General features: G+C 42.1%; 30 protein-coding genes. 12 read left to right on the top strand and 18 right to left on the bottom strand.

Annotated elements, in window-relative coordinates; genetic code table 11:
* Positions 1-3: 3 nt before the first annotated feature.
* Both ccoN and ccoS read right to left on the bottom strand, forming a co-directional pair.
* Positions 4-2,193 carry a cytochrome-c oxidase, cbb3-type subunit I gene (gene ccoN, locus CRO16_RS06475; protein WP_097055478.1) on the bottom strand — a complete coding sequence of 730 codons (2,190 nt, stop codon included), beginning with the start codon at positions 2,191-2,193 and terminating at the stop codon, positions 4-6.
* 2 nt (positions 2,194-2,195) lie between these two features.
* Entirely contained in the window at positions 2,196-2,384 is a 189-nt protein-coding gene (ccoS, locus tag CRO16_RS06480; RefSeq protein WP_097055479.1) for a cbb3-type cytochrome oxidase assembly protein CcoS, read from the bottom strand.
* 175 nt (positions 2,385-2,559) lie between these two features.
* Here ccoS and nirK point away from each other — a divergent pair, with 175 nt between their 5' ends.
* From nirK to CRO16_RS06495, 3 genes are read left to right on the top strand one after another with little or no spacing between them, the layout of a single operon-like run.
* Complete coding sequence (gene nirK / locus CRO16_RS06485; protein ID WP_097055480.1) at positions 2,560-4,011, top strand: copper-containing nitrite reductase; 1,452 nt, start codon at positions 2,560-2,562, stop codon at positions 4,009-4,011.
* A gap of 13 nt (positions 4,012-4,024) precedes the next feature.
* Positions 4,025-4,804: a formylglycine-generating enzyme family protein gene (locus CRO16_RS06490; RefSeq protein ID WP_179670495.1), complete on the top strand. Its 780-nt coding sequence runs from the start codon at positions 4,025-4,027 to the stop codon at positions 4,802-4,804.
* A gap of 2 nt (positions 4,805-4,806) precedes the next feature.
* Entirely contained in the window at positions 4,807-5,430 is a 624-nt protein-coding gene (locus CRO16_RS06495; protein ID WP_097055481.1) for an SCO family protein, read from the top strand.
* A 45-nt stretch (positions 5,431-5,475) separates the two neighbouring features.
* Here the strand turns inward: CRO16_RS06495 and CRO16_RS16250 are convergent, their stop codons facing one another.
* The gene (locus CRO16_RS16250) at positions 5,476-5,787 is read right to left on the bottom strand and encodes a GNAT family N-acetyltransferase (RefSeq protein ID WP_218839724.1); all 312 of its coding nucleotides are present in this window, start codon (positions 5,785-5,787) and stop codon (positions 5,476-5,478) included.
* 7 nt (positions 5,788-5,794) lie between these two features.
* On the opposite strand from CRO16_RS16250, the gene CRO16_RS16255 reads away from it, so the two are divergent.
* Positions 5,795-5,974, top strand: a complete 180-nt coding sequence (locus CRO16_RS16255; protein WP_218839725.1) for a hypothetical protein — start codon at positions 5,795-5,797, stop codon at positions 5,972-5,974.
* Between the two features lie 31 nt (positions 5,975-6,005).
* Here the strand turns inward: CRO16_RS16255 and CRO16_RS16305 are convergent, their stop codons facing one another.
* The 5 genes from CRO16_RS16305 to CRO16_RS06520 all read right to left on the bottom strand — a co-directional run bounded on the left by CRO16_RS16305 (position 6,006) and on the right by CRO16_RS06520 (position 11,555).
* Entirely contained in the window at positions 6,006-6,236 is a 231-nt protein-coding gene (locus tag CRO16_RS16305) for a GNAT family N-acetyltransferase (RefSeq protein WP_262507443.1), read from the bottom strand.
* A complete protein-coding gene (locus tag CRO16_RS16310; RefSeq protein WP_245858889.1) occupies positions 6,237-6,527 on the bottom strand; it encodes a hypothetical protein in 291 nt (96 codons plus the stop codon).
* A 300-nt stretch (positions 6,528-6,827) separates the two neighbouring features.
* Positions 6,828-9,197, bottom strand: coding sequence for a heavy metal translocating P-type ATPase (locus tag CRO16_RS06510; protein WP_097055482.1), 2,370 nt, complete (start codon positions 9,195-9,197; stop codon positions 6,828-6,830).
* 123 nt (positions 9,198-9,320) lie between these two features.
* Positions 9,321-10,205, bottom strand: a complete 885-nt coding sequence (locus CRO16_RS06515; protein WP_097055483.1) for a YihY/virulence factor BrkB family protein — start codon at positions 10,203-10,205, stop codon at positions 9,321-9,323.
* Between the two features lie 72 nt (positions 10,206-10,277).
* Positions 10,278-11,555, bottom strand: coding sequence for a cation:proton antiporter (locus CRO16_RS06520; protein ID WP_245858891.1), 1,278 nt, complete (start codon positions 11,553-11,555; stop codon positions 10,278-10,280).
* 115 nt (positions 11,556-11,670) lie between these two features.
* Between CRO16_RS06520 and CRO16_RS06525 the strand changes: the two genes are divergently transcribed.
* Positions 11,671-12,438, top strand: a complete 768-nt coding sequence (locus CRO16_RS06525; RefSeq protein ID WP_097055485.1) for an XRE family transcriptional regulator — start codon at positions 11,671-11,673, stop codon at positions 12,436-12,438.
* Positions 12,439-12,510: 72 nt separating this feature from the next.
* Here CRO16_RS06525 and CRO16_RS16135 read toward each other — a convergent pair whose 3' ends face one another.
* From CRO16_RS16135 to CRO16_RS06550, 7 genes are all read right to left on the bottom strand, one after another.
* Complete coding sequence (locus CRO16_RS16135) at positions 12,511-12,675, bottom strand: hypothetical protein (protein ID WP_179670496.1); 165 nt, start codon at positions 12,673-12,675, stop codon at positions 12,511-12,513.
* Between the two features lie 28 nt (positions 12,676-12,703).
* Entirely contained in the window at positions 12,704-12,874 is a 171-nt protein-coding gene (locus tag CRO16_RS16140; RefSeq protein ID WP_179670497.1) for a hypothetical protein, read from the bottom strand.
* A 109-nt stretch (positions 12,875-12,983) separates the two neighbouring features.
* The gene (locus CRO16_RS06530; RefSeq protein ID WP_097055486.1) at positions 12,984-13,214 is read right to left on the bottom strand and encodes a hypothetical protein; all 231 of its coding nucleotides are present in this window, start codon (positions 13,212-13,214) and stop codon (positions 12,984-12,986) included.
* Between the two features lie 166 nt (positions 13,215-13,380).
* Positions 13,381-13,980 carry a hypothetical protein gene (locus CRO16_RS06535; protein WP_097055487.1) on the bottom strand — a complete coding sequence of 200 codons (600 nt, stop codon included), beginning with the start codon at positions 13,978-13,980 and terminating at the stop codon, positions 13,381-13,383.
* A 61-nt stretch (positions 13,981-14,041) separates the two neighbouring features.
* Entirely contained in the window at positions 14,042-15,739 is a 1,698-nt protein-coding gene (locus tag CRO16_RS06540; RefSeq protein WP_097055488.1) for a hypothetical protein, read from the bottom strand.
* A 140-nt stretch (positions 15,740-15,879) separates the two neighbouring features.
* Positions 15,880-16,269 carry a response regulator gene (locus tag CRO16_RS06545; protein ID WP_097055489.1) on the bottom strand — a complete coding sequence of 130 codons (390 nt, stop codon included), beginning with the start codon at positions 16,267-16,269 and terminating at the stop codon, positions 15,880-15,882.
* 99 nt (positions 16,270-16,368) lie between these two features.
* Positions 16,369-16,872: a DUF456 domain-containing protein gene (locus tag CRO16_RS06550; protein WP_097055490.1), complete on the bottom strand. Its 504-nt coding sequence runs from the start codon at positions 16,870-16,872 to the stop codon at positions 16,369-16,371.
* Positions 16,873-16,979: 107 nt separating this feature from the next.
* Between CRO16_RS06550 and CRO16_RS06555 the strand changes: the two genes are divergently transcribed.
* From CRO16_RS06555 to CRO16_RS06570, 4 genes are all read left to right on the top strand, one after another.
* A complete protein-coding gene (locus CRO16_RS06555) occupies positions 16,980-17,336 on the top strand; it encodes a BlaI/MecI/CopY family transcriptional regulator (protein ID WP_097055491.1) in 357 nt (118 codons plus the stop codon).
* 4 nt (positions 17,337-17,340) lie between these two features.
* Positions 17,341-18,693 (top strand): M56 family metallopeptidase, encoded by a 1,353-nt coding sequence (locus CRO16_RS06560; protein WP_097055492.1) that lies wholly within the window; start codon positions 17,341-17,343, stop codon positions 18,691-18,693.
* 10 nt (positions 18,694-18,703) lie between these two features.
* Positions 18,704-19,867, top strand: a complete 1,164-nt coding sequence (locus tag CRO16_RS06565; protein WP_097055814.1) for a tetratricopeptide repeat protein — start codon at positions 18,704-18,706, stop codon at positions 19,865-19,867.
* 63 nt (positions 19,868-19,930) lie between these two features.
* Entirely contained in the window at positions 19,931-20,410 is a 480-nt protein-coding gene (locus tag CRO16_RS06570) for a hypothetical protein (RefSeq protein ID WP_097055493.1), read from the top strand.
* A gap of 481 nt (positions 20,411-20,891) precedes the next feature.
* On the opposite strand, the gene CRO16_RS06575 is transcribed toward CRO16_RS06570, so the two are convergent.
* From CRO16_RS06575 to CRO16_RS06585, 3 genes are read right to left on the bottom strand one after another with little or no spacing between them, the layout of a single operon-like run.
* On the bottom strand, positions 20,892-21,764 hold the full coding sequence (locus CRO16_RS06575) for a hypothetical protein (protein ID WP_143544445.1): 873 nt from the start codon (positions 21,762-21,764) through the stop codon (positions 20,892-20,894).
* Between the two features lie 48 nt (positions 21,765-21,812).
* Positions 21,813-22,946, bottom strand: a complete 1,134-nt coding sequence (locus tag CRO16_RS06580; protein ID WP_097055495.1) for a glycosyltransferase family 2 protein — start codon at positions 22,944-22,946, stop codon at positions 21,813-21,815.
* Complete coding sequence (locus CRO16_RS06585; RefSeq protein ID WP_143544447.1) at positions 22,943-23,908, bottom strand: lysylphosphatidylglycerol synthase domain-containing protein; 966 nt, start codon at positions 23,906-23,908, stop codon at positions 22,943-22,945. The genes CRO16_RS06580 and CRO16_RS06585 overlap by 4 nt, the downstream gene beginning before the upstream one ends.
* Before the next feature lie 56 nt (positions 23,909-23,964).
* Between CRO16_RS06585 and ruvC the strand changes: the two genes are divergently transcribed.
* The 3 genes from ruvC (at position 23,965) to CRO16_RS06600 (ending at position 26,431) form a co-directional block, all read left to right on the top strand.
* A complete protein-coding gene (ruvC, locus tag CRO16_RS06590) occupies positions 23,965-24,516 on the top strand; it encodes a crossover junction endodeoxyribonuclease RuvC (protein ID WP_097055497.1) in 552 nt (183 codons plus the stop codon).
* Between the two features lie 74 nt (positions 24,517-24,590).
* Complete coding sequence (hemW, locus tag CRO16_RS06595; protein WP_097055498.1) at positions 24,591-25,721, top strand: radical SAM family heme chaperone HemW; 1,131 nt, start codon at positions 24,591-24,593, stop codon at positions 25,719-25,721.
* Between the two features lie 416 nt (positions 25,722-26,137).
* Positions 26,138-26,431, top strand: coding sequence for a GIY-YIG nuclease family protein (locus CRO16_RS06600; RefSeq protein WP_097055499.1), 294 nt, complete (start codon positions 26,138-26,140; stop codon positions 26,429-26,431).
* Positions 26,432-26,557: the final 126 nt, after the last annotated feature.

The raw sequence follows: 26,557 nt of genomic DNA on the forward strand, positions 1-26,557 counted from the left end.
TAATTATTTTGAGGTTGTTGAATTCACCATTTTAATATCTGTGCCCAAACGTTGGATGTAAGCGATCAAAGCGACGATCTCGCGGTCTTTCATTTCCACAAAGTCAAGTCCGTTCTCTTCTGCATACTTTTTGTCTGCTTCATAAGTAGCAACAAAGTCCGGATCGTTGTAGAGATTCTGCTGAATTTTGGTAGCCTGCTCCTCCATCAATGCCTGTGCATTCGCAATTTCGGCTTCGGTATAGGGTACTCCTAACTTAACCATGGCTTCCATTTTTGCTTCGGTGTTAGATCGGTCATGTTTATCAGTGATCAGCCATTTATATCCCGGCATTATAGATCCTGCAGAGGTGCTTTGCGGGTCATACATATGGTTAAAGTGCCAGTTGTCTGAATATTTTCCGCCTATCCTCATGAGATCGGGTCCGGTACGTTTACTTCCCCACAGGAATGGGTGATCGTAGACGTATTCTCCAGCCTTGGAATATTCTCCATAACGTTCTACCTCACTTCTAAAAGGGCGAATCATTTGAGAGTGACAGGAGACACAGCTTTCTCTAATATAAATATCTCTTCCTTCCAATTCCAGCGGAGTGTAAGGCTTTACGCTGGTAATTGTTGGGATATTTGATTTCACCAGCAGGGTAGGAACGATTTGAATTATTCCTCCAATCAAGATGGCAATAGTTGCAAGAATTGTCAACTGCACCGGTTTGCGTTCCAGCCAGGTGTGGAAACCTTCCCCCACAAGTCTTCTGTTGCTGATCTTTTGAAGTGGTGCTGCTTCAGCCAGTTCGTCAGTAACTTCAGAACCACTTCTAATTGTTTTATAAACGTTGTACAGGAGAATAAACATTCCGCAGATGTACATGCTTCCGCCTATTGCTCTAAACCAGTACATCGGCATGATCTCTGTCACTGTTTCGAGGAAGTTTCCATAGACAAGCGTTCCATCAGGGTTAAACTGTTTCCACATAGAGGCCTGTACAAATCCTGCAACATACATTGGCAGGGCATAAAGAATGATCCCTAAGGTGCCTGTCCAGAAATGTGCGTTTGCAAGTTTGATAGAATATAATTTTGTCTTGAACATTCTGGGAACAAGCCAGTACACCATTCCAAAAGTTAAGAACCCGTTCCAGGCAAGAGCGCCCACGTGAACGTGTGCAATAACCCAGTCGCTAAAATGTGCTATGGCATTCACATTTTTGAGGGACAGCATGGGGCCTTCAAAAGTTGCCATTCCGTATCCGGTAATAGCTACTACCATAAATTTAAGTACAGGATCTGCTTTTACTTTATCCCAGGCACCGCGTAGGGTTAGCAATCCGTTGATCATTCCACCCCATGATGGCATTAACAGCATTACAGAAAATGCTACCCCCAGGTTCTGTGCCCAGTCGGGCAAAGAAGAATATAAGAGGTGGTGTGGTCCTGCCCAGATGTATATAAATATTAAGGACCAGAAGTGGATGATGGATAATTTATAAGAATACACGGGTCTGTTCGCAGCCTTGGGAACAAAATAATACATAAGGCCAAGGAAAGGAGTAGTAAGGAAGAATGCCACGGCATTGTGACCATACCACCATTGAACAAGTGCATCCTGCACCCCTGCGTAAACCGAATAACTTTTAAACAAACCTACAGGAATTGCAAGGCTGTTAAAAATGTGAAGTACGGCAACGGTGACAAAAGTTGCAATGTAAAACCAGATGGCAACATACAGGTGTCGTTGTCTTCTTTTAAAAATTGTAGCGATTAGGTTCCAGCCAAAAACCACCCAAACAACAGCAATGGCAATGTCAAAAGGCCATTCCAGCTCTGCATATTCTTTTGAGCTGGTGAATCCCATGGGTAGGGTAATAGCGGCACCTACAATGATCGCCTGCCAACCCCAAAAGTTGATCTTGCTCAGGATGTTGCTGTACATTCTCGCTTTTAGCAATCGCTGGGTGGAGTAATAGACTCCTGCGAAGATGGCGTTACCTACAAAGGCAAAAATTACTGCATTGGTATGCAGGGGACGAAGGCGTCCAAAACTCAGCCAGGAAATCCCGTCTGTAAGGTTTGGAAATAAAAATAAGAAAGCCAGTAGTAGCCCGACTGACATTCCAATGACGCCCCAGAACAGGGTGGCGTAGAGGAAGTTTTTTACGATTTTGTTGTCGTAGTAGAACTGTTGCAATTCCATACTTAATTGTCTTGTTTAATTTTTACGGGTTTTGTTGATTTCTCTTTTACAAGCTCATCCTCAAAAAGAATACGCACAGACGGAGTGTAGTCATCATCAAACTGACCATTACGAACAGCTATGATGAAAACAATGAAAAAGACTACCGCTACAATAATGCTTATCGTAAGGAGTAAATAGATGACGCTCATACCTATTTAATTAGGTGCAAATCTAAAGGCATTCATTTTTTGGAAATATGATTTCGATCAGGTTTAGGGACAAAAACATCCTGAAAAAAATTCAGCATATATGATTACGCTCATATCTCGGGCTGAACTTAATTAGGACATTTGTATCTGAAATTAAAATCAAATACATCTGATCATGAAAAATTCTAAAAAAACCAAAAAAGGATTAATAGTAGGTTTCTTTTTCGCGGCCCTCTTTGCCGGGCTGTTCAGCTCTTGTGAAAAAGCGGTAGCGGCAAAGGAAGATCCCGAATCAATGAAAGTATATGGTGAAAGCGAGGCAGAGATGACCGCTCCTCCTTTCGTGCCCAGACCTGTTGGGAAAAGAGCTGCCACCAAGCTTATCGTTAACATGGAAGTTATCGAAAAAGAGATGGAAATGAGCGACGGCGTAACTTACGTGTATTGGACCTTTGACGGTACAGTTCCCGGAAGTTTCATTCGTACCAGAGTGGGAGATGAGATCGAATTCCACTTTAAAAACCACCCCGACTCAAAATTACCTCACAACATTGACCTTCACGCAGTGACCGGTCCCGGAGGTGGAGCCGAGTCTTCTTTTGTAGCTCCAGGTCATGAATCGGTCTTTACTTTTAAGACCATGAACCCCGGTCTATACGTATATCACTGTGCTACTGCACCTGTTGGAATGCACATTGCAAACGGGATGTACGGTCTTATCCTTGTGGAGCCCGAAGGTGGCCTTCCTCCTGTTGACAAGGAATATTATGTAATGCAGGGAGATTTTTATACCGAAGGTGAAAATGGAGAAAGAGGTCTTCAGGCTTTCAGTATGGAAAAAGCAGTAAATGAAGATGCAGACTATGTAGTGTTCAACGGAAAGGTTGGCGGACTTACAGGAGATAATGCACTTACTGCTAAAGTTGGTGAAACTGTAAGATTGTATGTGGGTAACGGTGGTCCCAACCTGGTATCTTCCTTCCACGTCATTGGAGAGATCTTTGATAAAGTTTATGTTGAAGGTGGTGCAATGATCAATGAGAACGTACAAACAACCCTTATTCCTGCCGGTGGTGCTGCCATAGTGGAATTTAAAGTTGAAGTTCCCGGAAACCTGGTATTGGTCGATCACTCAATCTTTAGAGCCTTTAATAAAGGAGCCCTTGGGATTCTTAAAGTTGAAGGAGAGGAAAATCCTAAGGTCTTCGGCGGAAAGATCGAAGAGAAGGTTTATAATCCCGGAACTTCAGTAAGCGGTGTGACCGAAGAAGCTACTGAAGGTGGTCTTAGTGCTGAAATGTCAATGGCTGAAAAAATGGAAAGAGGTAAGCAGGTTTATACTCAAAACTGTTTAGCTTGTCACCAGGCAACCGGCGCCGGAATTCCCAATGCCTTCCCTCCGCTAGCATCTTCAGATTACCTGAATAAGGATGTGCACCGTGCAATCGAAGTAGTGAAGTTTGGTTTGACCGGAGAGATCCAGGTAAACGGTAACGTCTATAACAGTGCTATGCCAAAACAAAACATTTCTGACGAGGATGTGGCTGCAGTACTTACCTATGTGTACAATAACTGGGGCAACAACAAGTCTGAAGTTACCCAGGAAATGGTGAAAAAAGTAAAATAAATATCTTTATAGTATGAAAACCTTAATCAGATTGGCAGTATGCATCGCGGTAATGATCCAGAGCCAGGCTTATAGCCAGTCTGGTTCAATGGTAGAGGTGAAGGGAGGGGAATTCATTCCCCTCTACGGAACCAAAACAGAAGTTCCGGTGGGTGATTTTTTAATGGATGTCTATCCTGTTACCAATGCCGAATTTCAACAATTCGTGGAATCAAATCCCCGCTGGAGGAAATCTCAGGTGAAGAAACTCTTTGCCGATGACAATTACCTTCGCAACTGGAAAGATGATCTTAGCCTGGGAGAAGGCATGTTGCCAAATTCTCCTGTAACCAATGTCTCCTGGTATGCTGCTAAAAATTACTGCGAATGCCAGGGCAAAAGACTGCCTACGGTAGATGAGTGGGAGTACGTGGCCATGGCAAACGAGAAACAACCTGATGCCCGCACAGAGAAAACATACAACCAGTTTATTTTAAGCTGGTATGAAACTCCGGACACTTACAAAAAGACCATTGGAAACACCTTTAAGAATTATTGGGGCGTTTACGATCTTCACGGATTGGTGTGGGAATGGACTTCAGATTTTAACTCGGTGATGATAGGAGGAGAATCCAGGAAAGACAGCACCGGGGACAATAACCTGTTCTGTGGAGCTGCCGCGGTGGGAGCTACAGATCTTATGAACTATGCTGCTTTTATGCGCTATGCCTTCCGCGGAAGCATGAAAGCCCAATATTCTGTCAAAAACCTCGGATTCCGTTGTGTGCAGGATGTTGAAAAATCAGAATTATGACCATGAAAAATTTAATTTACATATTACTCGCAGCTTTTCTTTTTACCGCCTGTAACAATGCTGAAAAGAAGGAAACTGAAGTTGAAAATGATCTGGCTGAAACTAAGGTTTCTGCCGAAAATAAGGAACTCCCGGAGCTTTCTATTTACAACTTACCCTCTACCTGGACCACCCAGAATGGGGAGAACATTCAGCTGGAGGATCTAAGGGGAAACGTGCTGGTCATGGTGATGATCTACACCTCCTGTAAAGCCGCCTGCCCCCGCCTGGTAGCAGATATGCGGAATATCGAAAAACAGGTGCCCGAAGGTGATCTGGACAATGTAAAATTCATCATGGTTAGTATAGATCCTGAGACCGATACTCCAAAACGCTTAAAAGAATTTTCTATTGAGAATGACATGGAGGATGACCATTGGTTATTCCTTAGAGGAACACCCGAAGATACCCGGGAATTTGCCACCGTACTTGCAGTGAGCTATAAAAAGATTTCTCCCATTGATTTTTCACACTCCAATATTATTAGTGTGTTTGATGAAGAGGGTGTGCTGGTGCACCAGCAGGAAGGTTTGGGTGTTGATAATACCGAAACCATTCAGGCTATCACCACCGAAGTTTCGAATTAATAGAATTTTTCGATCAGGAAAAAGGCTGCCTTCGGGCAGCCTTTTTTATTTCCTGGGTTTTTCAGTAGGGGGAAGAATTTCATATTCAGCTTCTTCTTTAGTGCCCTTAATGCTGCGGAAGTTTAATCTTTCCAGGAGCCTTATTGCTGCCGAATTATCTTTTGAGGTGACGGCAAAGATCCGTTTTAACCCTATCCTCCTGAAGCCGAAATCTATTGCGAGTCGCATAGCTTCTGTCATGTAGCCTTTGCCTCTGTATTCCGCCAAAAGCACACAACCCAGTTCTCCTGAAGCACTTTTAAAACCCCGGTAAAATCCACAGGTGCTGGTAAGTTTTTCCGGAACTCTTTTCTTCAATTCCCCAATGAATACTTTCCCCGCAGAGGTAATCCTGTTCAATCTGCTGCAGCATCTTTTCAGCTTCGGCTACTGTGGCAGCCCGTTTACCGTCATAGAAGGAGATGGGAAGGAGCTGCTGCAGGTCTTCAGGTTCGATTTTCCTGAGAAGGAGTGCTTCAGAAGCTATTTTGGATATCGGGTGTAAGGAGGTTTATTCATCTTTTCTTTCAAAAATATTATTTTTTGAACCTCATTCTAAAGCCGAATACCGGGAGCCGGCCCTGCATGAAATCAAGATCCTTAGATCTCTCAAATCCCATTCGTTCATACATGTCCCAGGCCGTCTGCATGGCTTTTGTGCTGTGGATGATCAATTGCTCCCTCCCGTCCTCCAGGGCACGGTCAATACATCTTTGGGTAAGCAGCCTGCCGATCTTCTTTCCGCGGTAATCCCGGTCTACAGCCAGCTACCTGAAACCTGCAGCATGAAGTTCTTTTGTAGCTGTGCCACCTGACCCGTAATATTTCATATCGCTGAAATACACCACGCCACCCATAACTTTTCCCTTAGGATCTACCGCTACAAAGATTTCTGTATGGGGATTTTTAGTTAGCTCGCCAATATTTGCAAGCATTTTGTAATAATCGGGTTGATCTTCCTGTCTGGGAAATCCTTCCAGCGAAGAATAGACATTTACCATTATCTTTCCCAGAACAGCATGTTCTTGAGGCTTTGCATTTCTAATCTCAACTTCCATAATATGCGATAAGAAAATAAAAGTACTTAGAAATGTTCTTTTAAAAAGGTTTTATTCTTAAAGGTCTTTCTGGATAAGAGTTCAAAAAGAGAAATTGGCGAGAGGATTTCGGGAAATACAAACAACAAGAAGCAAGTAGGGGATTGCTATCTCGTTGGCTTTTCCTGCCTTACGACAGGAAGTCAAATAATTTAATCACAATTCTAAGATAGTATTTCCGTCGGAATCTCCGACTTATTATAAAACTTAACTAAAAAATTCCGCTCCATGATGAAATCCAGATGCATTGGCCTGCAGCGATCAGATCTTTCTCCCTATTAGATTTGTGCAGACTGTAGTGAAAGCAATAATGCTTATGGAGCTCAAAGGCATCAAAATAGCAGCAATTATGGGAGATAATTGCCCTGTGACCGCAAAATAAAGCCCAACCACATTGTACAGGAATGAAAGCAGCATGCTTATTTTGATCACTGTCATTGCCTTTTTGGAAGCCTTAATGAATTTGTACAGGCTGCCAAATCTACTGGCATCAAGAATGGCGTCACAGGCCGGGGAGAAGACATTTACATTTTCGGAAATTGCAATTCCCACCTCGCTTTTCGCCAAAGCGCCGGCATCATTAAGACCGTCACCCACCATGATGGTCTTCCTTCCCTGTTGTTGAAGCTTACTGATGTAGTTCAGCTTATCTTCAGGTTTTTGGTTAAAGTGCATTTCTGTTTTTTCCGGTAGCAGGTTTTCCAGCCTCAGCTTTTCCCCTTCATTATCTCCGGAAAGTATGGAGAGATGATATTCCGGCGCAAATTCAGCAAAAAGATCGGCAGCGCCTTCACGATACTCATTATGGAAGATGTACCTGCCCTTGTACTCGTTGTTTGAACTAATGTGCACAGAGGTATTTAGAGACGGAACCAAGGTTTTATTCCCCACAAATTCCGCCGACCCTACCTTCATCAACTGCTTTTGGTGTACGGCCTCTATACCTTTGCCGGTCACCTCGCGGAATTCTTCAGGCGGAGTGATATCATACCCGGCAAGCATGTCATACAAAGTGCGGCTTAACGGATGGTTTGATGCTCTAAGGGTATTCTTCAGCAGAGCCTCTTCTTCCGCAGATAAATCAATTCCTTCGTAAATAATGCTGCTTTTCTTGTTGGAGGTGATGGTGCCGGTCTTATCGAAAATAACAGTATCGGCATTAGCCAGCTGTTCAATGACCCCGGCATTTTTGAGATAGAACTTTTTGTTCCCAAAGATGCGCAGCAAATTCCCCAGGGTAAAAGGTGTGGACATTGCCAAAGCGCATGGGCATGCAATGATGAGAACGGCGGTGAAAACATTAATGGCCGTCGCAACATCCAGGAACAGCCAGAAAGCAGTTGCCGAAAACGCGATAAGCAGCAGTACTATGGTGAAATATTTGCTGATACTATTGATGAAAGAGGTAAAAGAATCCTCTTTTTTCACCTGGAAAACATCATTGCTCCACAGTTTTGTAAGATAACTTTGAGAAACGGATTTTAAAGCTTCCATTTCGATCATCCCCGAAACCTGTCGGCCGCCGGCAAAAAGTTTATCTCCCGATTCTTTTTGAACAGCTTCAGACTCGCCGGTGACAAAACTATAATCGATGCGGGCGTTGCCGTTGATAAGGATTCCATCTACAGGGATAAGCTCCTCATTCCTGATGAGGATGCGATCTCCTTTCTCAATGTCGTGTACATGTATGCTTTCTTCTTTCCCTTCAGGATTAATTCTTGTAATTCCAATGGGAAAATAGGACTTGTAATCCCGCTCAAAAGAGAGAAAATTGTAGGTCTTTTGCTGAAAGAATTTTCCAAGGGTAAGGAAAAAAACGAGGCCGGTGAGGCTATCGAAGAATCCGGTGCCCCAGTCAAAAGTGATCTCCAGGGTGCTGCGAACAAAGAGCACTACGACACCAAGCGCAAGGGGGACATCAATGTTGAGGATCCCTGCTCTTAGTCCTTTATAGGCTGAAATAAAGTAATCCCGGGCCACATAGAAGACTACCGGCAAAGAAAAACCGAACATCAACCATCTAAAAAGGCCTTTGTATTGATCCAGCCAGAATTCATTCACTTCAAAGTATTCGGGGAAGGAGAGAAACATCACATTTCCAAATGCAAAGCCCGCTACTCCAAGCTTGTAAATGATGCTGCGGTTGATCTTTTTTGCTCCGGCTTCGCTGTCTTCAAGGCTAATATATGGTTCATAGCCAATGCTGCTAAGAAAGATCACCAGCTCCTTAAGGTTTATCTTTTCTGAATTATAAGTAACCCTGATGGTCTTCTTGGGAAAATCAACCTGCGAAGCAGAGATATCAGGTCTTAATTTATTGAGATTCTCAAGGATCCAGATGCAGGAGCTGCAATGGATATGAGGAATATAAAGAGAAACGATCTGCAGGTGCTCATCGCTGAATTCCAACAGCTTTTCTACGATCTTTTCATTGCTTAAAAAGTCATACTTCCCTTCAAGTTTTGAGGGAGCTGCACCGGGAGCTGCTTCCATATCGTAATAGGAAGTTAAGCCACTTTCTGAAAATATTTCATAAACGGTTTTACAGCCATTACAGCAAAATGACTTGTCGTCAAAAATAATGCGTGACTTTATGGTATCACCGCAGTGATAACAAGAAAGATCCTCCATAAAAAATTGCTCGTTTCGTACCGAATGCAAAGGTTGAAAATGAGCGGGTTAGAAAACATGATCGAGATCAGTTTTTAGAGGGTATTCAAAAATGGCCTTTTTGAAACCTTTTCTTAAATGGACTTAAGATCTTAAACGGGCATATTTCTCGATCTCCGAATTAAGTTCGGCACCAATAAGGATAATGAAACTGGTAAGGAATAACCACAACAAAAGGACTACTACTGCGGAAATTGATCCATAGACCTCTCCATAACTACCAAAGTTCTTTACATAAAAAGAAAACCCCCAGGAGGCGAGAAGCCATAGAAAAGTAGCCAGTAAGGCTCCCGGAAGTACCCATCGAAATTCCGGCGTCCTTTTAGCCGGAGCATACTTGTAAACAGCACCCACAAAATAGATTACCAGCGCTGCCAAAATGATCCAGCGGCCGTAGCCAATGAGAGTTTCGATGTTCGAGGGCAGGCCTAAATAACCTACTATTATGGGAAAAACCACGATTACAGCTATGCTTATGATGATTACCAACACTGCAAGCAAGGTGTAGAGCAGGGTAAGGGCATTTTGTTTTATGAATCCGCGGGTTTTATTAGTGTCATAGGCAATATCCAGGCCTGTAAATAAAGATTTCGTTCCCTTATTGGCACTCCACAGGCTCAGCAGGATTCCTATTACCAGACTCCAGCTTAAGGCACTTCCCGAGGTATTCACCAGTTGTTCCAATTGCGCCTGAATGATCTCAAAAGCCTGTTGAGGCATTACCTGTGCAATTCGCTCCAGTTGTCCCTGCAGACTTTGAGGATCCATAGCCAAACCATATATGGATACAAGGGCTCCTATTGCAGGAAATACCGCTAAAAAGGCGTAAAAAGCGACTCCGGCTGAAATGATCGATACATTGTTTTCTCCAATCTCATCCTTTACCTGAAGCCCTATCACTTTCCATCCTCTTAAAGGTATATCTGTGGGTTTTTTAATTAAGCCTGCACTCTCGTATTTTTTATTCATGACACAAATTTCTCTTTTTCTCAAATTAATAATTTAATCAGAGAAACTTGTAAAAGCCATGATAAGCTATTGTTAATTAGAGGCTTCTTCCTGCGTTTTTTGACTTTTTTTTCTGAAATATTCAATGGCGGTAGGTGCCGTTAATCCGTGAAGGACAATGGAAATTAAAATGATATAGGCAGTAATGGCATATAATTCATTCTTGTACTCAAAGTAATCAAAGGTGACAAAAGCCCAGGAGAGGTAAAAAATAGAACCAATTCCCCTGATTCCGAAAAAGCTCACGGCAAGTTTGCTCTTAAAGCCTTCTTTTACCCCCGCAAGACCAATTAATCCTGCAACCGGCCGAATCACCAATACAAACAAAAATGCAAATAGAATTCCTTTCCAGTCGGTGAGGGTGAGCATCCCGTTCATGATAGAACCTCCAAAGAGAATAATGTAAACGACCATGAGCAGGTGCTCCATTTCGGTAATGAATTCTCCCAGTTTCTTTTTATAGTTTTGGTCCACCTTCTCATAATAGCGAAGAGCAAAACCTGCAAAGAAAACAGCAAGGAACCCGTATCCATGAAGGGCTTCACTTACACCATAGGTCATAAAGGTGAGGGAAAGGGAAAGAAAACCAACAAAGGTCTTTACTCCCATATATTTGTGCAGCCGGTCCATAATGAGACCTATCATCCAGCCTATAAAAAGTCCTATCACCACACCTATTACAATTTTAAGCAGCAGTTTATCCCAAAACCATTCTGTAAAATTAAAAGCTGCCCAACTTCCTGCCTGTGCTACCATTACCGCCAGGTAAGAGAAGGGAAAGGCAATTCCATCATTAAGACCTGCTTCGGCAGTTAATGTGAACCGCACGTTATCTTCATGTTCCTGTTCTTCCATGGGATCATCCAATTGTACTTCGGCCGCTAAAACAGGATCTGTAGGTGCAAGTACGGCGGCAAGTAACAGGCTGGAGGGAACGCTTAAAAGAAGGAAGTACTGGCCCAAAAAGTATGCGGAAAGCATACATATTGGCATGGTTACGAATACCAGCAGGAGCGGTTTTCTCCAGGATTTTAAATCATAATTAGCACCAATTTTTAAGCCTGCCCCCATAAGGGAAATGATCACAACTGCTTCGGAATAATACATGAGGCCCTCATCATTCCACAAAGGATCTGGCCAGCCTAACGGAAGACCTATTAGGAATAAACCGAACCCTATCAGTAGTAAAAGAATAGGGGAGCTAATTTTTAGCTTTTTTGAAAATGATGGAAGCCAGGCCATAATAATTGTCGCAAAACCGAGGCCGGCCATGATTAAATAATGTTCCTCCATACCTTCTAAAAATAGCACTTAAATTTTCAGGTATTCATAAAAGAATGTTAGTTATTCCTGTTGTATAAATAATTTTCATGGATTATTTCCATGACATATAGGAAAATTTCCTTAAAAGTGTAAATTTGCAAGTATGGGAACAGATATCACACCAGAAATAAGGCGTTTTAAAGAGGTGAGGGATGAAAATAACTTCACCCAGGCCGAATTTGCCGAAGTATTAGGTATTAAAAATTCTACTGCCGATATAGAAAGGGGGCGTACCAAACTTTCAGGAAAAATTGTTGCAGAACTGTTGCGGCAATTTGGGATCAATCCTCTATGGTTGTTTGGGGAAAGCAATCAAAAATACCTGCAGGTGACCAAGGGTGATGTGAGTCCCAAGGTGGTTAGCCTAAATAGTGCTGAAGAGGAAAATATTGTTCTGGTGAATGTCAAAGCAGCAGCAGGGTATCCCCACAACGTACAGGATGTAGAGTGGTACCAGCAACTGCCGGCATTTGATATTCCGCTGCCGGAATATCGCAATGCTACGCATCGAGGCTTTCAGGTAGAAGGAGATAGTATGCTTCCCAATTTCAGGCCGGGAGAATGGGTTTTGGGAAAAGCAGTTCCCACTATTGAAGAAGCCAGCAATAACCGTGTTTATGTGGTGGTGCTTTATGATTCAGTCCTGGTGAAGAAAATCCAGAAATTACCGGATCCTTCCAAATTACTACTCGTATCGCTGAATGAAGAATATCTTCCGGTGGAGGTAAATATTAATGACATCCAGGAATTGTGGCAGGTAAATTCCAAGCTTACATTTAACCTTGATTCTCCTTCAGAAAGCGGTCTGTTAAAGCAGTTACAACAGTCCATGGAAGATCTTAAAAGCGAATTCAGGTCCATTAAGCACTAAAAAAACGGTCTGAAATATCAGACCGTTCATCCGGATCATAAGATCCATGGTTAAAGTTGGTTAATTTAATCTTTAAAGATCGTCTTCTCCTCCAATACCGGTGTTTTCTCCGGCTTCATTTACTCCTTCTTCTACAGCATCACCTGTAGCCTCGGCAGCATTTTGGGTTTCTCGGCACGATACCAGTGAGCTGGCAAGCGCGAAAGAGAATAACGTCAGGAATATATACTTTTTCATACCTTTTGTTTTACGTGGTTAACAAAATCTAGTCGATTTCATCTTCAATATCATCGGCTGCATCTTCCATTTCATCTCCTGCATCCTCCATGCCCTCCTCAAGTTCAACATCATCATTAGTGTTTTCAGTTTCGCGGCAGGAAATGAATGCCGAACTGAAAGTGAATAGGAATGCGAATAATAAGGCAATACGTTTCATAATTTAAGGTTTAATAGTTAGTACAAACAAATTTTAGATTAAAAATCTAGTTTTTAACACGTTTACTGCTAAAATTTTCTAAACGAAATCCTAAACTTGAGAATACCTTTTAATTATCATCCCCAATTTTCTCGATTTCCTCGTCGATCTCCTCATTAACTTCATTATCGATCTCCTTTCCGGTACGTTCTATAATGCCTTCCTCATCTTCTTCTACTTCTACTTCCTCTCTTTCAACTTCTACTTCACGAACGACTTCCCGTTCGGTAACTGTTTCGCGGCAAGAAGTGAAAAGAATACTTCCAAAGGCAAGCATAATAAATAAGATTCTGGTGTTCATAAGTCGGTTTTTTCGTTTCAACAGACTAAAGTAGGAAAGAAGCCTGCTACAAAAATTATATTTGACAGAAATTTATGACAGTTTCTAAATTAAAACCAAACATCAAAGGCAATTATAAAAAAAGCCACTCATATTTAGGAATGGCTTTGACTTTGAGGGTTTTTTACTAGCTATTTATTTCCGAAGGATCATATTCATTCTCATCCAGGAAACCGTCATCGTTGTCATCCCAACCTGCGAATAAACCGGAATTCCATTCGTTGTTGTCAAGGCTTAGATCGTCATTCTCGTCGAATTCATTGAACCAGTCAGAATCGGCGAACCCTTCGTTCCATTCCTCACTGCTCAAAAATCCGTCTTCATCTTTATCGAAAAGATCCCAGTCCTCTTCCCCGGCATAATCTGCATAGTAGTCATTTCGACCTTCGTTCCATTCATTTTCATCGATCATATCGTCATCATTGGCATCTGCCATTCCAAAAGTGGATCCGTAAAATTCCTCATCGTTTAAAGTTGAATTCTGATCTTCATCCCATTCTGAAAAACTTGTAGTGTTGGCTTCTCCAAATTCAGTCTCATCGAGCATGCTGTCATTGTTCGCATCAAAGGAGCCAAAACCTTCGTCCATTTCTTCTTCGTATTCAGTGGACTCCATATCTTCCTCGATTATATCAGTTTCTACTGACTCTTTTTCGGCATCTTTACAGGCTAAAAAAGAGCTGCTTACAGTAAATAAAAAGGTGAATAAATAAATAAATCGTTTCATAATATTAAATTTTTAAATGTTTGTATCTCAATTTTTAAATTAGTTTCTCATTGAAGTTTAATTAAAACAACCAACCTTCAAGAGCAAGCATTCCTCCAACTGCCGAGGCTGCAGCTGAAACAATTCCGGTTGCCACTAACCACCACGCCGCAGTTGCAGCTGCTTTTCTGGATTCCTCGGCTGCGATAAGTGCCTTTTCTTTGGCTTGTTCCATTTTCTCGCGTACCTTGATCTCTAACTCATAAGCCTTTTCAACAACTGCATCCCTGGCAGTTACAATTTTGTCTGCAATAGGTTCTGCTTCAGTTCTTGTCATTGAGGTCCTTGTGGTGATAAGATTGATCATTTCCTCCTTGTTATAATGTTCCAGCTTATATTTTAGGTCGGGTCCTGCGCCAGATTCATTGAAGATCGAAGTAAAGTCAGAGTAAATTCTGTTTAGATCGGCAGTTTTACTGGAGAACATATCTTTTACTTTGGCTTCAAGATCTTTTTCTTTATGCTGTAAATCACCTTTTTTAGCATTGGCATTTTGTTGGCCGTTATTAAAGAAGGCCGTTACTTTATTAAGCACCTTTTCAACCTTGGCTATTTTTTGATCTGCTTCCTGTTCGCTCATATCCTGAGAGGCCAGTAATTGGACGAGGGTCTTTCTGTCCATTGCACTTGCTTTAGCCTTCGCAATATTTGAAGCTTGTTTAGGTTCGTTCAGGATCCTTTTCAGGTCTTCCTCAAGTTTTTCGGGTTGCAATTCTTTATTATCGGTATTCTTAAGAGCTTTTCTTATCTCTACCTGATACTTATCGATCTGTTCCCTGTCTGCCGGAGTGAGTTCTTCAATACCTGATTTTGCTTTCTCTTCATTAGAGGCATTGCTTTGGGCGATATCTTTAAGACTGTTCACATGATCCTTTACGGCTTGCTTATCTTCTTTTGAAAGCGTGCTATTGTCTGTTTCTTCAAGGATTAACCTTTTTACTGAATTGGGATAATCAAAATCGGCTTTTTCTGTCACCTGGAAATCGGTAAGCAAATCCTTTATCTGCTTCTTAAGGTCTTTTATATCTATCTTTTGGGGTTTAAGAGTTTGCACATAATCCTCCACTTTTTTATCTACGTCATGAGTATTGAACAGTTTTTCCAGCTGTTTTCTCATTTCCTTAGCTTCAGTCTTTGCTTTTGTCTTAGCCACATCTTTGGCAACAGAAGCATCTGATTGTGAAAAAACCGAAGATGCAGAAGATAATCCCTGCTTAACAGTTGAAGTAAGGCCTCCTACCAGAGAAGTAACCATGTTTACTTCGAGATAGGTGATCAACATAAAGAATGCTGCCCAAATTACAAGACCTAAAGTTGCACCTATAAAATTAGCTCCAATAAGTCCAAGTTTTACAGCTAACATACTCGCAAAGAACAAAGCTACAGAGGTGGTGACAAGGGTCCAGACTCCCAGTCCTGTAGAAACCTTTTGTCCCACATTCATTCCATCATCATCATCATGCATATCATTCTTGTGGATTTTTTGACGATCTGTATTATTGCTGTTGTGTACTTTTTCCCGCACGTTACCAACAGCAGTTATTCCTCCTGCAACTGAGAGCGCGGTTAGTAAAAGTTGGAATCCAACAGCCAACAAAACACCTGCGACAACACAAATAAAGAAATTTGTATCCTCTAATAGAAGACCTGCTCGGGTCTCCTCCTGCGCAAAAAGTTCCAAAGGAAGTAAAGTAGAAAATAATAATAAATACCTTTTCATATCTGATTTTTAATTGGTTACATCTTAATGTAAGGCTTTAAAAACCAGATTTTTTTAATTTATTCTTAAAACGGACGGGTTTTAAGGATACCTTATAAATTAATTGCGGCAGCGTTAAAGAATTATACTAAAGTTTAAGATTATAGCAGGGGCAACAACTTCATATAGAGTTCTTCACATGCTTGTTTTGAAAGCGGCTTTTCCAGGTAATCCAGGATTAAGGGATATTGTTCTGCTCTATTCCTGTCACTCCTGTTAATGGAGGAGGTGACCATGACCACGAAAATTTTTTTGGAAAAGCTGAGGCGGTTGAGGTAGTCCAGGAAATCCCAGCCGTTAATGTCTGGCATGTTGATATCAAGGAAGATCAATAAATTTTTTCGCGTAGAACGCTGTCGCATAAATTCCAATGCCTGTCCTGCATTGGAAAAAGCATTGACATTTGACGGCAGCGAACTTTTTTGAATAAGTACCTTATGTAAAAACAATACGACTGCATCGTCATCGATAACAACAACGTCTAGATCCATATAAAAGAGTGAAAGCAATCTTGGGCGGGGGAAGCCGGAATTGCAGTGAAAATTCAGCTTTGATTTAAAGTATAAAGATACGAATTAAGGTGGTCAATTCTAAAAATTAAAAAGAACGAACCTGTACTCCCATACTTTCCAGATGAACAAAAGCAGGAATATGGCAGTCACCACAAATTCCATAAAGGTGGAGGCAAGCAAGCCTATAAAAGATCCTGAAGCGGCTTTTAATGCAGTTCGGGAATCAGCTTTATTCAGGACCTCTCCAATATAGGCCCCTACAAAAGGAGCAATAAGAATTGCGAAAGGTATAGGAATGAAAATTCCGGCGAAGAGACCCAGGGTAGCTCCCCACATTCCCTGCTTACTTCCTCCCAGATATTTTGTTCCCAGGGCAGGAATGGCATACTGTAAGGCAAAGATCACTATTGTTATAAGTAAGGTGACTCCAAGGAAGGTATAATTTGTAGGTACTGCAGAGGTGAGATGCAATACCAATAGTCCGGCCCAGCTAAGCGGAATTCCGGGTAACATGGGTAAAAAACTTCCCAGTACGCCAACCAGCATTAAAACGGCTGCCAGTGCAACAATTATAAGATCCATGTTGATAATTTTCGGCTAAGATATAGAAAGAGCCGAAATAAATTTTAACTAAAGTATTAGTTTAAACTAAATATTTAGTTTAACTTAGCTCAAACAGAATAGGAGTTATGAAGCAATTGACCAAAGCAGAAGAAGAGATCATGCAGATCCTCTGGGACTTAAAAGAAGCCAATGTGGCAACTGTCATTGAAAAAATGCCTGAGCCTAAACCTGCTTATAACACAGTTTCCACCATTGTTCGAATCCTGGAAAACAAAGAATTTGTGGATCACCGCAAAGAAGGGAAGGGGTATATCTATTTCCCAAAAGTTGAAAAGGAGACCTACACCAACCAAAGTATGAACAAATTGATCGACGGATACTTTAATGGGTCCTTCAAAAGCATGGTATCCTTTTTTATGAAGAATAATAAAATGGATACTAAAGAATTGGAATCCATTTTAAAAGAGATGAACAAAAAATAATAAGATGCAGCACTACCTCATACAGATCATTGTTTTTCAGCTCTTGTTTTTACTGGTATATGAGCTGTTCCTGAAGAAGGAGACCTTCTTTACCTATAACAGGGCGTACCTCCTAATCACTCCCGTTATAGCCATACTCCTCCCTTTGCTGAAGATCCCTTTTCTGCAAAGCGCCATCCCTGCGGAAACTTTTACAATACTTCCCGAAGTCCTTGTAGGAGGAAGCGGGGAGGTACAATCCAGCCTTACCTCAAGTCCAGTTGCTCCTGAAGCAGATCAAAACATCAACTGGTGGCTGCTGGCCTATAGCGCCGGATTCCTCTTTAACCTGGGAGTATTTTTCCACAAGTTCAGGATCCTGAAGCAGTTATTTTCACATGAACCCATCCTGAACACAGGAAAAATGAAGATCATTGAGGTGCCGGGCAGCACAATTGCCTGTACTTTTTACAACACCGTTTTCCTGGGGACCGAGCTTTCTGAAAAGGAGCGGGAACAGATCCTCTCACATGAGCTGGTGCACGTGCGGCAGCGGCATACCCTGGATCTGTTATTCTTTGAATTCCTGAAACTTGTTTTCTGGTTTAATCCCCTCATCTATATCTACCAGGCCCGCATCTCTACACTTCACGAATTTCTTGCCGATGCAGGGGTAGTCAAAAATGTGGAAAAACAGGATTACTTCCAGCAGCTGCTCAATACTGCTTTTAATACCAGAGACATTTCATTTATAAACCAATTTTTTAATCATTCAATAATCAAAAAACGAATAGTTATGTTGCAAAAATCAAGATCAAAAACAGCTTCAAAATTCAAATTTTTAATCATTCTGCCGCTTATGCTGGCCATGTTGACCTATGTAGCCTGCAGCTCCGGTAAATCGGTTTCTTCTCACGAAGCTCCACCTGCCCCGCCGGAAACTCCGGTAAATGATGTTTCCGTTACAGAGGATGAAAATCTTCCTATACCGTTCGCTGTGGTAGAACAGGTGCCTGTTTTTCCGGGTTGTGAAGACCTTGCCACCAACAAGGAACAAAAGGAATGCATGTCACGAAAAATTACAGAATTTGTTAGTGTAAATTTTAATACCGGACTGGGGAAAGAATTAGGTCTTACAGGTATAAACAGGATCTATGTGCAATTTAAGGTCTCAAAAGATGGGGAGGTCTCAAGTATTAAATCGAGGGCGCCACATCCTGATCTGGGTGCAGAGGCAGAAAGAGTAGTCAATAGTATCCCGGATATGGAACCTGCAGTACACAATGGAGAAAATGTAGCCATTTTATATTCCTTACCCATTGTTTTGAATACTCCGGCACCAGAACCATCAGAGGATGGGGAAGGAAATCAGGATTAAAGGGAGTTTGATGAAATTAAAATTCTTCATTATTTTATTATTATTATCAGCCACTAAAGCCGAAGCACAAACTTCGGCTTTAGCTATAGCCGACAGCCTGTATGCAGTCGGCAACTATTCCGAAGCTATTGAGGAGCTGGAAAAGTTCGGTGATAAATCTGAAGTAATTTTGTTGAGGCTTGCGCAGGCGCAAAAAGCCAATGGGAATATGGCAGCAGCTTTGGCGAATTATAATTCCGTGTTAGAATCCAATCCGGAAAGGATATTGACTGCTGTGGAATATGCAAAACTACTTTCTTCCACCGGGAAATTAAAAGAAGCCGATAGCATTTTCAAGCAGCTCGTGAAGCAATATCCCATGAATGCAAATTTTCATTATCAGCTGGGACTGGTAAAAGAGAAGCAGAATGATTCCACTGCCATGAATCATTATAACATCACTGTTCTGCTACAAAAGAATCACCAGCAGGCTCTGGCAAAAGTGGCAAAACGAGCTTTGGTTTCAGGAAAGTTACTGGAGGCCGAGCGGCTCAGCAAGCAGGGCCTGGATACCAATCCCACTAACTTAACTTTACTTTCAATCCTTGCGCAGGCTTATTACTTTCAGAAAGAGTATAAATTGGCAACAGACCCATTTGAAAAGCTGGTGAGTTTAGGAGAAGGCAGTGAATTTATACATAGCAGGCTTGGCACTTCCTATTATCATCTGGAGCAAATCGAAAAGGCCATAGATAATTTTGAACTTGCGCTTTCTTTTGAAGATAAGAATCATGCTACTCATTATAGTCTCGGGAAACTCTATGCCATGACCGGGAACTACAAAAAATCTGAATTTCATTTGCTTGCAGCCATCCTTCTTAAGGATCAGATTCTGGATGAAGAATTCACCAGCCTGGGGCTTACCTACAAATTTAAGGATGAGCCAAAGAAGGCGCTTGAGTATTTCAACAGGGCACTGGAAGAAAATCCTGATAACGAAAGGGCAATGTTTGAACGCGCCATAGCAGGGGATTCCTTTTATAAGGACCTGGAAACGCGGTTAAAACTTTACGAAGCCTATCTGGAGAAATATGAACCTACAGGAGATTCCTATCTCAGGAAGCTGGCCCGGCGAAGAGTAAAGGATCTCCGGGAAGAAATTCATATGGCCGCTTCGGCTAAAGAAGACAAATAGAAAGGAGATTTTTTCTGCAAACAGCTTAATTTCATTATTTTTGAGTTAAGTTTCCGGTCCCGAATGAAGAAAACTTTACTCTTAATTTTTTTGGCTTTCCTGTTTTCGTCCTGCGAGGAGTTTCAAACACGAAAAATTTCTTCGGAAGAAATTCTGGTAGAAGAAACTCGGGACTTTAACTGGCACGAGGTGGATCAATATCCTGCTTTTGCCGAATGTCGTAATATTTCTGAAGTTGAGGCCGCTAAAACCTGCTTCGGAAATAAGGTTTCTCAATACTTTTTTTCCCGGCTCGAAGCCAAACAGCCTGTTGTGACTTCAGAGATCGATGATACCTTATATCTCTATCTAAAAATCTCAGAAAAAGGCATTCCGGCCATTGATTCCATGGAAATAGATTCGCTTGTACTTGAACAGTTACCCGATATACGCACCTGGCTTGTTCAAAGCGTTGATTCCCTCCCAAAGATCTATCCCGCTACCAAACGTGGAATTCCGGTGAAAACCACCTTTAGAATGCCGGTGGTGATTAAAGCGGAGTAAAAAAGGAGAATCAAGAAACTAGAGTCAAGAGACAAGACTTTTTTAGTGATCAGTACCACCCCCGCTGAATAGCAGGATTGCCGAGCAAAATGATTTTTCAGTAAAGTAGAAGTTAGATTTTAGAAGTACGAATTTCGATTTTCTGCTTATGCCAGCCCCAGCGGGGCGAAATATTGGTAGCCCGGGGTGAAACCCCGGGTTGTAGATATTCCGAATCACCCCGTCCGTAGGAGCGATTCCGAGGTAGTCATATGTAGTGTTCAGGAATCAGAAAAAGTTGGCAGTATGCAGTTCCCAGTGGGCAGTAAATTTGATAGAACATAGACTGCAATAAATGGAAGTGCAAATTCTTTATGTGCTTCTTTTATCATTGCTTTTTGTACTTCCGTCTTTGCGGGCGACTGCAGGGAGCGCAGCAATCCTATAATGGTTAGTAAAATTATGTTCTACAGAAAGCATTTATCGGCAACCGGAAATATACCTACAGGTTGTACTTATACCCAACTGTAAAATCCAGCGGAAAACTTCCGTTGCTGTCCCAAACAATGGCAAAAATGTCATTATAGCCAAGGGTGATAAAACTTTTGGGCGTGATCTGTATATCACTGCCCACTCCAAAACTAAAGGGTGCTGTAAAGGTAAATCCATTATCCTCTCTAATCGCGATCACCTCGCCCTGATCATTGGTGACAGGGATCTTATCTTCCGAATAGAAAAAAGTGGCAAGTTTGGTATTGATATGGAGATCAAAGTTTGAAAAATAGAGTGCTTTAAATCTGTAGTTAAGTGAGAGCTGAGTCGATGTATAGCGATAATCGTCCTGCTTAAATGAATGTCTTAACTGCACAAAAGCCGAATGCCTTGGGGCCAGGTTAGGATCATAGAATTCGTACTCCAGTCCCACCACCGGGACCAGGACATTTTCGGGATTTTCAGTATAAATATTATTGGAGAGTCCGGTGAAGAGGCCAAGGCGGTGATGAATATCATCTGAGGCCTCATTGGCGACATAATCTTCCTGTACCCTGGCATTATATGTATTCGTGAAATGTTTGAGACTATACAGGACAAAAAGTACATCCCGGGTTTTCATTTCTGCGTCTGTCGTAAGCTCCTGTAGTTGCTGCTTGTATTCTTCGTTTCCGTCAGTATTTTTTAGCTCGATGAGGCGGTCTTTCTTTTGAACAAAGTAGCGGTATTTATGGTCTTTTTCGGTCCAGTAGAGGCTTAGAGGCCCGTTAACTTCCCTTTTTAACTCGAGCGTATCCTTATTGATTATAAAGGTTTCCTGTGCAATAAGCGGAAATGCCATACACATAAAAGTCGCGAAAAAGATGATCCTTAAATACTGCATTTTTGGGACTCAGGTGAATTAAAGATAATAAAAATATCCGGCCACCTGCTATTTTTTGAACCTGCGGCCTTTCCATTCGTACCCCGAAAATATAGATAAAATGACCACTGAACTGCTAAAGAAAGGATAAATCATGCTGCTCCAAAAATAGCTTTTAAGGCTGCTTTCCCTGCCAAAGAAGCTTGCAGCTCTATGGATAAGCAGGAAGTCTACGTTGAATTTGAACAGGAACATACCCAGGAAAACAGTATGGGAAAAACTGCCAGAAATCATGGCAATAAATGCTGCGGAAAGCAAAAAGTTCATCAGGAAAACTATCAAACCAACAGCTTTCCCAAAACTGTTCTTTGTTGCTGAAGTCTTTCCTGCCCACCTGATGCGCTGCGAAAGCATTTGACCTACTCCCGAAGCCGGGGAGGTAGCGACAACAGCTCCTGGGGATCTTAAAAAGGCAATTTTAAGCCCCATTTTCTGAAACTTCTCCAGTAAAAAGACATCATCTCCACTGGCAATTGCAGAATTGCCTTCAAAACCGTCGACATTTAAAAAAGCCTTTTTTGAGTAGCAAAAATTCGCGCCGTTACACATAAAAGGAATCCTCACTCCAAAGCCTCCCAGTGTTGCGGCCTGCAGACTGAAAAAATCCATCTCCTGAAATCTTCTCCAAAATCCCATTTTTGACACCCCGCTTTTCAGCATTACCGGCCCGGCTACTGCGTCGGCTTCTTTTTCTGTGATCAGGCCGTTGAATTCGTGTAACCAACCTTCCGGAACAATACAATCTGCATCGGTAGTGAGGATATAATCCATTTTAGCCACTTTGATCGCCGTCTTGATGGCATCCTTTTTCGGGCTTCCGGATTTTCGGATGTTCTGTAAAAGCTGCAGCTTTAGTTCAGGATGCTTCCGCCGGAAATCTTCACAAATTGCTTCCGAAGCATCTTCCGAAGCATCATTGATGAGCAGGATCTCATATTTTTCAGTAGGATAATTCAGCTTCAGCAGGGAATCTAACAGTGTCGGCAGATTTTCAGCTTCATTCCGCATCGGAATGACTATCGAAAAAGTGGTTTTTGGAACAGCATTTTTTCCGGAGAAAACAGGAAGCTGGTAAGTGCCGTACAGCAGGAAGAGCATGGCCAGCACGTAGAGCAGCGTGATGACTATAGCCGCCGGGATCATGCTACGGCGTGCTTTGCCTTTTTATAGCGAAGGACGTAATAACTTCCGGCCAGCCCCGGCAAACCAAAATTGAGGATCCACACGGTCAATACAATGGTGAGGACAATAATCTGTGGTACCTGCAAAAATCCGAAGATCCAGACTCCAAAGCCACCTTTTATAAAAGCGTCAAAAATGATCATGGTGGGGATGATGGAGGCAAGGATGTAGGTGCTAAACACGGCCGAGATCAACAGCGGATAAGAGACATCGATCTTGAACTGTACCAGTAAAAAATAGAATTGATGCGTAAAAATGAGAAATCGCAAACTTGCGAACAGAATAGTCTTCCACCTTATCTCTTTGGAAACTTTATGGAAAGATTCTTCCAGCCGCCTGACAGAATATCCTTTGAGCCTTATCTTGAATTTCTTCATGATGATGTACAAAATGAAGGGCGCCAGTAAAAGACCTATCACGAGGATGGCATTAAAGACAGGCAAGGGCAGGTCTAATTTGGTAATGAGGAAAAGCAGACCCACAATTCCGAAGAAATAGGTGGCAAATAACTGCGCCATGTTCCCTAGAAAATTCAAAAAGATGACCTTTCTCCACGCGGCGCGGGTGTAATAGAGGCATTTAGCTCCATATTCCCCTATGCGGCTGGGAGTGAAAATAGCAGCGGTAAAGGATGCCAGGCTTTCACGTGTCGCGGCTCTAAAGGTGTTCTCCCGCACATGACTGCTAAGGTTTTGCCATTTCAGGATCTCGAAATACCAGTTGAAAATGGTAAAAAGCACCAGGATCACGATATTGGTGAAGGAAAAGATCCTGTATTGATCAAGCATATTCACAAATTGATCAAAATCCATTGTCTCGTCATTGGTCACCTTGTACCAAATAAATGATACTGCGGCCAATACCACCAGGATCTTAAGAGCTAGTGAGAAGAATTGATTAGCTTTGTGCGAGGTAATTCGCATGAATTAATTTAAGAACCGGGGATTAACCGGTATGAACCTGCAATATTACGAAGCTTTTGACTACCGAAAAAATCATTTTAGGGATTGACCCGGGAACTACCATTATGGGCTTTGGCCTTATAAAGGTTGTGAACCGTAAAATGTCCTTTTTGCAACTCAATGAATTGCACCTCCAAAAATACGACGATCCTTACGTGAAACTGAAGCTTATCTTCGAACGTACTGTAGAGCTAATCGACACCTGGCATCCCGACGAGATCGCTATAGAAGCGCCTTTCTTCGGAAAGAACGTGCAATCCATGCTTAAGCTTGGTCGGGCACAGGGAGTGGCGATGGCCGCAGGCCTTAGCCGCGAAGTGCCGGTAACAGAGTATTCTCCTAAAAAGATAAAAATGGCGATCACCGGAAACGGAAACGCTAGCAAGGAACAGGTCGCCGGAATGTTGAAGAGCCTGCTCTCCCTGGAAACCCTCCCCAAAAATCTCGACGCCACCGACGGACTCGCAGCTGCTGTATGTCACTTCTATAACTCAGGAAAAGTGGAGATCGGGAAAAGCTACTCAGGCTGGGAGGCGTTCGTTAAACAAAACCCTGGGAAAATTAAATAATTTGAAGATGTGGAAATTTGAAGATTTGAAAATGATCTTCAAATTCTCAAATCGCCGAATTTTCAAATCGAACTATGGCCGGAATTTATATTCACATACCATTTTGCAAACAAGCCTGTCACTATTGTGACTTTCATTTCTCGACTTCGGTAAAGAAGAAACCGGAGATGGTGGAGGCGATCTGCAAAGAACTTGAGCTGCGGAAGGAGGAAATTGGAGATGAGGTCGAGACTATTTACTTTGGTGGGGGAACTCCGTCTTTACTTTCTGCGGAAGAATTGCAGCAGATATTTAAAACGATCTTCAGCAATTACAAAGTTTCCGAAGATCCTGAAATTACCCTTGAGGCCAATCCCGATGATCTTACTGAAGAAAAGATAAAGATGCTGGCAGCTTCGGGGATAAACAGACTGAGCATAGGCGTACAATCATTCTTTGAAGAGGATCTTAAGCTGATGAACAGGGCGCATAATGCTGAAGAGGCTTTGGAATCCATAAAACTGGCGAAGCAGTATTTTAAGAATATTTCCATTGACCTTATCTACGGCATCCCTGGCATGAGCAATGAGCAATGGAAGGAAAATCTCCAAATCGCTTTGGATCTCGGAGTACCGCATATTTCCAGTTATGCATTGACAGTAGAGCCAAAGACAGCTTTGAAGAGCATGATCGAAAAGGGAAAGATCGCCCCTGCAGAGGAGGAGTTGGCTAAGGAGCAGTATGAGATGATGATCGAAGTATTGTCTGTTGCCGGTTTTGACAACTATGAATTCTCCAACTTCGGCAAACCCGGATTCTTTTCCCGCAACAATACCGCCTACTGGTTTGGAAAGCCTTATCTCGGAATTGGACCATCAGCACATTCCTTTAATGGCTTTCACCGCAAGTGGAACATCAGCAATAACACCATTTACATCAAGGCACTTCAAAAAGGGGAAATTCCGGCGGAGGTTGAGAAGCTTTCTATTGCCGACCGCTACAATGAGCTCGTAATGACCCGCCTCCGCACCAAATGGGGCATTGCCGTAGATGAGGTGGAACGAAGCTTTGGAAAAAAGTATAAAGATTACCTGCTTCGGGAAGCAGCAAAACTCTTAGAAGACGGACTACTGGAATGGAACGACAGCCGGCTGCAGGTTTCCAAAAAAGGGAAATTCTTAAGCGATGGTATTGCCGCGGAGTTGTTTTGGGTGGAGGAGTATTAAAACAGAGATGCTGAAACGAATTCACTTTGAACTGATTTCAGAGTCTACAATTCAGCTCTAAATAGAGATGCTGAAACGAGTTTAGAATGACGATAGGATTTTTTGTCCTCCGTCACCCTGAATTTATTTCAGGGTCTACAATTGAGCTTCAAATAGAGATGCTGAAACAAGTTCAGCATGACGTGGTGTTTTCGCCGTCCCCTTGAATTTATTTCAGGGTCTACAATTGAGCTCTAAATAGAGATGCTGAAACAAGTTCAGCATGACGATAGGTAAAACTGTGCACTCGTCACTCTGAACTGGTTTCAGGGTCTACAATTGAGCTCTAAATAGAGATGCTGAAATAAGTTCAGCATGACGTGGTGTTTTTGCCGTCACCCTGAATTTATTTCAGGGTCTTTTTTACCTTTATTCAAATGAAACGTAGCTACATCTATATTCTATCCAATGAGCGGAGAGCAGTTTTATATATTGGTGTCACAGCAGATCTCTATAAAAGGGTGGCCGAACATAAATCGGGAAGAGGTGCAAATTTTACTCAGAAATATAATTTAAAGGTGCTGCTGTATTTTGAAGAATTCTCATCCATAGATCAGGCAATAGCAAGGGAAAAGCAATTAAAGAACTGGCATAGAGAGTGGAAATGGAATTTAATAAAGAAATTGAATTCGGAGTTGAAGGATCTTTTCGAAGATATTACTCCACACTAGATGCTGAACCAAGTTCAGCATGACGTGGTGTTTCGCCGTCCCCCTGAATTTATTTCAGGGTCTACAATTGAGCTCTAAATAGAGATGCTGAAACAAGTCCAGCATGACGTTAGGATTTTTTGTCCT

It is taken from the genome of Salinimicrobium sediminis (genome assembly GCF_900215295.1).
GTDB lineage: Bacteria > Bacteroidota > Bacteroidia > Flavobacteriales > Flavobacteriaceae > Salinimicrobium > Salinimicrobium sediminis.

Coding starts and splice junctions, on each gene's coding strand:
- ccoN (WP_097055478.1), bottom strand. CDS start 2,193: ATGGAATTGCAACAGTTCTACTACGACAACAAAATCGTAAAAAACTTC.
- ccoS (WP_097055479.1), bottom strand. CDS start 2,384: ATGAGCGTCATCTATTTACTCCTTACGATAAGCATTATTGTAGCGGTA.
- nirK (WP_097055480.1), top strand. CDS start 2,560: ATGAAAAATTCTAAAAAAACCAAAAAAGGATTAATAGTAGGTTTCTTT.
- CRO16_RS06490 (WP_179670495.1), top strand. CDS start 4,025: ATGAAAACCTTAATCAGATTGGCAGTATGCATCGCGGTAATGATCCAG.
- CRO16_RS06495 (WP_097055481.1), top strand. CDS start 4,807: ATGAAAAATTTAATTTACATATTACTCGCAGCTTTTCTTTTTACCGCC.
- CRO16_RS16255 (WP_218839725.1), top strand. CDS start 5,795: ATGAATACTTTCCCCGCAGAGGTAATCCTGTTCAATCTGCTGCAGCAT.
- CRO16_RS16310 (WP_245858889.1), bottom strand. CDS start 6,527: ATGGAAGTTGAGATTAGAAATGCAAAGCCTCAAGAACATGCTGTTCTG.
- CRO16_RS06510 (WP_097055482.1), bottom strand. CDS start 9,197: ATGGAGGATCTTTCTTGTTATCACTGCGGTGATACCATAAAGTCACGC.
- CRO16_RS06515 (WP_097055483.1), bottom strand. CDS start 10,205: ATGAATAAAAAATACGAGAGTGCAGGCTTAATTAAAAAACCCACAGAT.
- CRO16_RS06525 (WP_097055485.1), top strand. CDS start 11,671: ATGGGAACAGATATCACACCAGAAATAAGGCGTTTTAAAGAGGTGAGG.
- CRO16_RS16135 (WP_179670496.1), bottom strand. CDS start 12,675: ATGAAAAAGTATATATTCCTGACGTTATTCTCTTTCGCGCTTGCCAGC.
- CRO16_RS16140 (WP_179670497.1), bottom strand. CDS start 12,874: ATGAAACGTATTGCCTTATTATTCGCATTCCTATTCACTTTCAGTTCG.
- CRO16_RS06530 (WP_097055486.1), bottom strand. CDS start 13,214: ATGAACACCAGAATCTTATTTATTATGCTTGCCTTTGGAAGTATTCTT.
- CRO16_RS06535 (WP_097055487.1), bottom strand. CDS start 13,980: ATGAAACGATTTATTTATTTATTCACCTTTTTATTTACTGTAAGCAGC.
- CRO16_RS06540 (WP_097055488.1), bottom strand. CDS start 15,739: ATGAAAAGGTATTTATTATTATTTTCTACTTTACTTCCTTTGGAACTT.
- CRO16_RS06545 (WP_097055489.1), bottom strand. CDS start 16,269: ATGGATCTAGACGTTGTTGTTATCGATGACGATGCAGTCGTATTGTTT.
- CRO16_RS06550 (WP_097055490.1), bottom strand. CDS start 16,872: ATGGATCTTATAATTGTTGCACTGGCAGCCGTTTTAATGCTGGTTGGC.
- CRO16_RS06555 (WP_097055491.1), top strand. CDS start 16,980: ATGAAGCAATTGACCAAAGCAGAAGAAGAGATCATGCAGATCCTCTGG.
- CRO16_RS06560 (WP_097055492.1), top strand. CDS start 17,341: ATGCAGCACTACCTCATACAGATCATTGTTTTTCAGCTCTTGTTTTTA.
- CRO16_RS06565 (WP_097055814.1), top strand. CDS start 18,704: ATGAAATTAAAATTCTTCATTATTTTATTATTATTATCAGCCACTAAA.
- CRO16_RS06570 (WP_097055493.1), top strand. CDS start 19,931: ATGAAGAAAACTTTACTCTTAATTTTTTTGGCTTTCCTGTTTTCGTCC.
- CRO16_RS06575 (WP_143544445.1), bottom strand. CDS start 21,764: ATGCAGTATTTAAGGATCATCTTTTTCGCGACTTTTATGTGTATGGCA.
- CRO16_RS06580 (WP_097055495.1), bottom strand. CDS start 22,946: ATGATCCCGGCGGCTATAGTCATCACGCTGCTCTACGTGCTGGCCATG.
- CRO16_RS06585 (WP_143544447.1), bottom strand. CDS start 23,908: ATGCGAATTACCTCGCACAAAGCTAATCAATTCTTCTCACTAGCTCTT.
- hemW (WP_097055498.1), top strand. CDS start 24,591: ATGGCCGGAATTTATATTCACATACCATTTTGCAAACAAGCCTGTCAC.
- CRO16_RS06600 (WP_097055499.1), top strand. CDS start 26,138: ATGAAACGTAGCTACATCTATATTCTATCCAATGAGCGGAGAGCAGTT.